Genomic DNA, 6,127 nt, shown 5'->3' with positions numbered 1-6,127 from the left:
CTAAACGTGGGGTACTCGGTGGGATAACGCCTGTGTTGAAAGCTTTTTCCACTCTATGAAAGTAGAAGCTGTCCAATACGAACCAATAATGACGCGAGAAGAGATGCGCCAGGCACTTTTTGAATATATCGAAGTTGATTATAATAGAACAAGAAGGCACAGTGCTCTTGGGTATCTAAGCCCAGTTAACTTTGAAAAACGATATGTCGCTTAATGCGGTGTCCAGTCTGACTGGAGCAGATCATTCCGTTTAAAGCGCTTGTTATGTTCAAAACCAAGCTAGAGATCTATACGGCTTTCTCTTCAGTCAATTAATGAGAAGCGAATAACTTATTTTTCTGTTACATGCAGCTCTATTTTACAAATAATTTCATTGTCCTCTTTTATCTCAATTAAATTGCCATTTTCGAAATCAATCGTCACGTCAAAACTATTACTTGTTTGATCAATGTTCTTTCTAGCTAAAACATGCCAGCAATCTTTCTCAAATGAAGTAAAAGAGATATAGACATGATAAATATTGCACTTTCGATCTACTAACAGAAAATCCATTGCAGGGTTTTCTTGTTCAAAGATAGCGCTATTGTTAGATTGATCTAAAGATATACAAAACTTATCTTTATATGCATTTGAAGATACCATCCATGTTTGATACTCAAAATTATCTGATACTCTTAAATCTACTATCATTCGACTCTCCTTAATGTAATTTTCGATAATTTGAACATAACACTGCATTAAGCGTTGAGAATCCGTCTTAAATGCTTTGGCATGTGCGCACTTAAGTTAACAAATGAAAAGGCTTCATACGGTTTAGATTAGCTAAAGTAAGTTCAATTTCTTCGATTAATGCTGGATGCTTCGACCATGACACTTTTAGCCATTCCAGAATGCGTATAGTTACTGACTTATATTCACGGTAATTCCTAAGCTCAAAAATTATTGCTTTTTGAGAATCCATACCAATACCATCAGAACCCGCCGTTACTAATTTATGAATCAGTTCATGATAATTCTCAAAATGCTGCTGTGCTTGCTCACCTCGCTTCACATTTACATAGCGATATGATGAAAACGCAAATGCAAACAATGGGACAAGCAAACTCCCAAATGCAATTATTTCTGACGTGGTAAACCCGTTCGAAACCAAAATACTATCCACTATCTAAAAATCTCTTAATTTACGCCAAGTACATAACGTCCGCTTAAGTGGTGAGTGGACGTGTGCCATAATTGCAGCGAAGCGATTACGAATCAGACTTAAGCACCTTGTTATGTTCTTTTAACGTTGACTCTATTTTTGCGATAGCAGAATCGTGAATCACTACCAATTGAAACTTATTATCGAAGTCATCCTCATCATACTTACCAAAATTCACATCGCAACCAGGGGCATGTCGCTTGAATACTTTGTAGTTTGATAAGCTAGCAATCATTGACAAATTATTCTCAACTTCCATGCTAGGAAGTTTATATGTTACCGAATATATTCGATTATCTGGATGGCAAAGAGTAACTGGCTTGTACCACATATAGGCTGGGAATGTTGGTGCAAAAAGTAGATAAACAATAACAAGAAACCAAAATCTATTCATATTTGTCCAATGCACTTTTAAGAGTCTCACGTACCCCCACAGAAGAACAATGACCACCGCTAAAATTAGCGGTAGAGCTAGTTCAACGGAAAAAATCCCAAATATAAAATCACCAAAAGAGACATAATCTATTAAATTTATGTCTTCTTTATAAAAGACGATCCATAATATTGCAAAACCACATAGCGATGCATAGCCGCTCATTAAAGCAACAGCAATAGAAGGGTGAGTTAGTAAATAGCTGTTAATTCGTTCGATTTTTTTCCTTTGAGCAACCAGCTTTTCATTTTCAGCCAACGACTTATCCTCGTAATTTACCAATTCAGTTCCCAATTCATAGACCTCGAAGTAATGGATGCACATAACGCTATCTAGGCGGCAGTTTGCCGAATAACTTTTATTATGCATCATTTTGATTACCAATAAAATGATATGCATCATGTGTACAATGGCTCGCTAACGCTCAAACACTGGCGGGTTACACTTGCGAATAGTCGGGGAAGTTTGCAAGTTTCGTGGATAGTACCCTCGTAATACAACACGGGGGTTCACAACTAACAGCATTAGAAGAATGGATAACTTTTAGTAAGGCAAAACCCAATTAACAGGATATGAATGAGTATTTACTCTGTCTGATAATGGGGCAGATCTGAGCTAGCCAAGTCCACAATTGATTAGGTACATCCATTTACGACAATTTATATTGAAGCGCTAAAGTTTCCAACTCAGTTATTGTTGAAGAATGCTCCAAACCGTTGATTTAGAAGCCTGCCAAGTTTCCACCATAATTCTCTGTACTCATAAGCCAGCCTTAAACAAAAACCGCGCAAAGCAATTAACTTTGCGCGGTTCTGTTTTGTTACTTTTACAACGTCAGCATTAAGCTAACTAGGCTGATTTACGCCTTGCAATAAACACGGGCTTCGCGAGGTGTGTAAATACCAAATGTCACGGTCGCCAGTAGTCCATTAATAAAGGTTTCCTGAACCTCTACTTTTGCAATTTTATCTGCGCCGCCACATACGCCTGCTGCATCAATCTGCTTCTCTTGTGCTAAGCCACTAATGAAGAAATGATGAGCTTGCTCTGACGTCGCTTCTGTCTCTGTTGTATTTGCTTCAGGTGCCATTACAAAAGTTTGTTGAGCACAACCTGTCGCAAGGAATGATAGTGCAGCAGCAAGAATGATTTTTTTCATGTTTCTCTCCAGAATTGATATTTACATATGATCTGACTAGAAGGTTTAAAAAGTGCTTTAAAAGTGTACCTAGTCATTAATGCTGAAATTATTCCAGAGTTTTTGAACTATTACTGTATGGCTTTGTCAGGGATGGAATGACATAACGAAACATTAATCATAAATAGATGCCCATTGGTTCACCGATTTATTGCGATGAAAGATAGACCGCCGCATCTATTGTGGAATGAGTGGATTCACAACAATGTGTCAGAACAGAACATTGTATTTCTATGTTCTAATTCACAAGTTGCGTTTAGATCTTTGGAGAGTGGTTGCGGTATTAGTGCGGTGCCAAGAAGGGTGGTCAAAAATGATGCTGATCTAATTAAAATCGCACCACATTTACACTGGAATTTCCCTATCTGGGCCTTAGTGCATAGAGATATGTTTAACCTAGCAAAAATCAAAGCGTTCATTGAATTATTGCAGCAAGGCAAAGATAAAGCATTCATCTTAAAGTTTTAGCCTTGTGGTCTATTTTGTCACTAAGCTGAGGGAATAAACATCACCCTTTTCTTTCCCCTACTTTCCGTCTTGCCATAATGGTCAAACTAAACCCAAGTTTGACACTTACTGCTGTTCAAATATTAAAAGAGTACAAGATAAATCCCTGCTCCACTCCAAACGCTAACAATGTAATATTTTTCAAACTGAATTCTGGATTGCGCTTAATTCTGCACGGAATGATTCAATCCACATGAGGTTTTTGATTGCACTCTGCTTTTCCACTCATTATATAGTTTTATAGCCAAAATAGTGGCAGACAAAAAGAAAGTAATCATGTTCGCAGCTATCATTGCACTATCTTGAATCACTAAGCCGTAGATTAACCATGATGCCACACCAAGGGTAAAAATACTGTACATAGCTAATGATAAAGAAGCCGTGTCTCTTGTCTTAATTACCTGAATAGCTTGTGGAAGAAAGGAAACTGTCGTTAAAAATGCTGATGTAAATCCCAAAACCTCGATGTTAGTCATAGTTTTTCTCTCTAAAATTAATGGATGAATATTTGAAGTCTCTCTAAATCTTGAGGCTATTATAAGGTTATATTTCCTATTTATTTATGGTTTAATCTATCCAGTTTTTATCCAAAACTATCATTTGGTAAAATAGGTGCAGTTTATGTTTGAATGGCAAGACGTATTGGAGATTGGTCCCGAATGCAACGAAAGGTTTGTTGAGAGCACAAAGACACCTGAAATGGATGCACTTGAAATCAGTTTATGTGGTGTATCAAATCTTGCAGGTAAGTACCGTGTGGGTCGGACTAATCCTGTTGATCATACCCTCTATTATGTCGTTGATGGCTCTTTTGAGCTGTACACTGAAGATGGTCACCAAACGGTGAGTAAATGCCATTTAGTCACATTGCCTGCCAATAAACCCTTTATAATCGAATTAACATCCACTTCTTTTTCCATGGTTTGGTTTCACCTTATGGATTGTGTTCGCTGGAGAAACATTTGTGCTGATCGCCCACTCGTTGTCAGGCTTGATAGCTGCCGAAAGATCTTCCACACGCTGAGTTTAATTTACTACGAGCGTTCACTGACACATCGACAACCCATCATGCAACAGTTGGAGCATTACCTCGAAGAGTCATTATGCGCCCCCTTATCTGGCCCTTCTGAATTCCAACGTTTGGATCAATTAATCCGCGATATAGAGAAACGACTGCACTTTCCGTGGACTGTCACTGACATGGCTGAAATGCTCCAATATTCCTCTCCTCATTTGCACCGATTATTTCAAAAGCGCTTCCAACGGAGTCCTATACAACACCTCATTTTTTTACGAATGGAGCGTGCAAAGTATTTGCTCCTTCACACCACATGGTCTATAGAGCAAATAGCTGAGCAATTGGGTTACAACGATGTGTTCAGTTTTTCAAAACGATTCAAGAAAACGATCGGTGTAGCCCCAGGCCAATATAGAAAACAACCAACTGAAAGCGATATAGCGTCTAGCGAATGATCATTTGCTCACGCTCTGGTCCAACCGAAACCATAACAATCGGCACTCCCATTAACGCTTCAATCCGTGTGATGTAATCTTGCGCGCCTTGAGGAAGGCTCTCGAACGTACGGCAACCAGTGATGTCTTCATCCCAGCCCTGCATAGTTTCATATACAGGCTGAAGATTTGCAGTTTGAGGCCAGATTGGGTTTTCGCTGTGTTCACCCTCATATGCGACACAGATTTTAAGATCTTTCATACCCGTCAGGCAGTCAATTTTGGTCAATGCAATCTCGGTGGCCGCTTGCAGTTCAACCCCATTTCGAGTGGCTACCGCATCAAAGTAACCCATATCACGAGGGCGACCTGTAACCGCTCCATACTCATTCGAACTTTCGCGGAAATTATCTTGCTCTTCCATCGCGGTCACTAAGGTTCCGGTTCCTACTGATGAGCTGAAAGACTTAGCAACGGCAATCACTCGCTCTGGTCTTAGCGCTGGTAAACCGCTACCAATTCCTGCATACGCTGCCGTCACATTAGATGAAGTTGTCCACGGATACTCACCGTAAACAAGATCACGACCCGCCCCCAATTGCGCTTCAAATAATAGATTGGCTTGTTTGGCCTGCAATGCTTTTAGAGGCTCGGTGACATTGCAAATAAATGGTCTCCAAGCTTTTGTCTCTTCTAATAACCATGCCGTAAGTTCTGCCGCACTTTGGGTATAATCGAAATCAGGATATAACGCTTTCAACTGAGGCAGTTTCCAATCCAGCATAAACTGAATGCGTTGTTCTAATACCTCTGGTTGATTCAACCAACCGACCAAGATGCCTTTTTTCATGACACGATCACCGTAGGCAGGTGCGATGCCCTGTCGAGTCGAACCGTACGCGGCATCACCCAGTCGTAGCTCTTCTAGCGTATCTTCCAAAGCATGAAGAGGAAGGCATAACGTTGCACGATCAGAGATACACAAATTGACATCGACACCTGCACTTTTTACTTCTTTAATTTCTTCAGTCAGCGCGGCAGGGCTGATCACCATTCCAGGGCCAAGAACAGCAATACAACTTGGATTGAAGATGCCGCTTGGAAGTTGGTGCAGTTTAAAGGTACCAAAGTCATTAACGACGGTATGGCCTGCATTATTACCACCTTGAAAACGAATGCTGGCAGAAGCATCTGATGCTAAAAAGTCAACGATACGGCCTTTGCCTTCATCACCCCAATTGGCACCCACAACAACAATAGACGACATAATAATTCTCCTCACTGATTAAGAAATGATCTTAGGCTCATTGATGAGATATGAGAAATTAATTATAAT

Annotated in this window: 8 protein-coding genes and 1 pseudogene; 3 read left to right on the top strand and 6 right to left on the bottom strand. The window is 39.9% G+C overall.

The features are described 5' to 3' along the window. Window positions 1-10 precede the first annotated feature (10 nt). Window positions 11-214: pseudogene (locus FCV43_RS10820) on the top strand (IS3 family transposase); the annotation flags it as partial. A gap of 116 nt (window positions 215-330) precedes the next feature. Here the strand turns inward: FCV43_RS10820 and FCV43_RS10815 are convergent. From FCV43_RS10815 to FCV43_RS10800, 4 genes are all read right to left on the bottom strand, one after another. Beyond that, the gene (locus tag FCV43_RS10815) at window positions 331-690 is read right to left on the bottom strand and encodes a hypothetical protein (protein WP_136995170.1); all 360 of its coding nucleotides are present in this window, start codon (window positions 688-690) and stop codon (window positions 331-333) included. 91 nt (window positions 691-781) lie between these two features. After that, on the bottom strand, window positions 782-1,162 hold the full coding sequence (locus FCV43_RS10810; RefSeq protein ID WP_136995169.1) for a hypothetical protein: 381 nt from the start codon (window positions 1,160-1,162) through the stop codon (window positions 782-784). An 85-nt stretch (window positions 1,163-1,247) separates the two neighbouring features. Next, window positions 1,248-1,892, bottom strand: coding sequence for a hypothetical protein (locus FCV43_RS10805; RefSeq protein ID WP_136995168.1), 645 nt, complete (start codon window positions 1,890-1,892; stop codon window positions 1,248-1,250). Window positions 1,893-2,493: 601 nt separating this feature from the next. Then, complete coding sequence (locus tag FCV43_RS10800) at window positions 2,494-2,793, bottom strand: Bor family protein (RefSeq protein WP_136995167.1); 300 nt, start codon at window positions 2,791-2,793, stop codon at window positions 2,494-2,496. Between the two features lie 174 nt (window positions 2,794-2,967). On the opposite strand from FCV43_RS10800, the gene FCV43_RS10795 reads away from it, so the two are divergent. After that, window positions 2,968-3,300, top strand: coding sequence for a LysR substrate-binding domain-containing protein (locus FCV43_RS10795; protein WP_276607068.1), 333 nt, complete (start codon window positions 2,968-2,970; stop codon window positions 3,298-3,300). A 203-nt stretch (window positions 3,301-3,503) separates the two neighbouring features. Here the strand turns inward: FCV43_RS10795 and FCV43_RS10790 are convergent, their stop codons facing one another. Beyond that, window positions 3,504-3,815, bottom strand: coding sequence for a SemiSWEET transporter (locus FCV43_RS10790; protein ID WP_017053437.1), 312 nt, complete (start codon window positions 3,813-3,815; stop codon window positions 3,504-3,506). Window positions 3,816-3,960: 145 nt separating this feature from the next. On the opposite strand from FCV43_RS10790, the gene FCV43_RS10785 reads away from it, so the two are divergent. Further along, entirely contained in the window at window positions 3,961-4,812 is an 852-nt protein-coding gene (locus FCV43_RS10785; protein WP_017053438.1) for a helix-turn-helix transcriptional regulator, read from the top strand. On the opposite strand, the gene FCV43_RS10780 is transcribed toward FCV43_RS10785, so the two are convergent. After that, complete coding sequence (locus tag FCV43_RS10780) at window positions 4,802-6,058, bottom strand: adenylosuccinate synthase (protein WP_136995165.1); 1,257 nt, start codon at window positions 6,056-6,058, stop codon at window positions 4,802-4,804. The genes FCV43_RS10785 and FCV43_RS10780 overlap by 11 nt on opposite strands. Between the last annotated feature and the right edge of the window lie 69 nt (window positions 6,059-6,127).

The organism is Vibrio genomosp. F6 (genome assembly GCF_005146325.1).
GTDB classification, from domain to species: Bacteria; Pseudomonadota; Gammaproteobacteria; order Enterobacterales; family Vibrionaceae; genus Vibrio; species Vibrio cortegadensis.
This window is presented reverse-complemented; position numbering and strand designations above follow the sequence as displayed.

What these genes read in the sequence shown, in the direction of transcription:
- FCV43_RS10815 (WP_136995170.1), bottom strand. Translation starts at nt 690, where the DNA reads ATGATAGTAGATTTAAGAGTATCAGATAATTTTGAGTATCAAACATGG.
- FCV43_RS10800 (WP_136995167.1), bottom strand. Translation starts at nt 2,793, where the DNA reads ATGAAAAAAATCATTCTTGCTGCTGCACTATCATTCCTTGCGACAGGT.
- FCV43_RS10790 (WP_017053437.1), bottom strand. Translation starts at nt 3,815, where the DNA reads ATGACTAACATCGAGGTTTTGGGATTTACATCAGCATTTTTAACGACA.
- FCV43_RS10785 (WP_017053438.1), top strand. Translation starts at nt 3,961, where the DNA reads ATGTTTGAATGGCAAGACGTATTGGAGATTGGTCCCGAATGCAACGAA.
- FCV43_RS10780 (WP_136995165.1), bottom strand. Translation starts at nt 6,058, where the DNA reads ATGTCGTCTATTGTTGTTGTGGGTGCCAATTGGGGTGATGAAGGCAAA.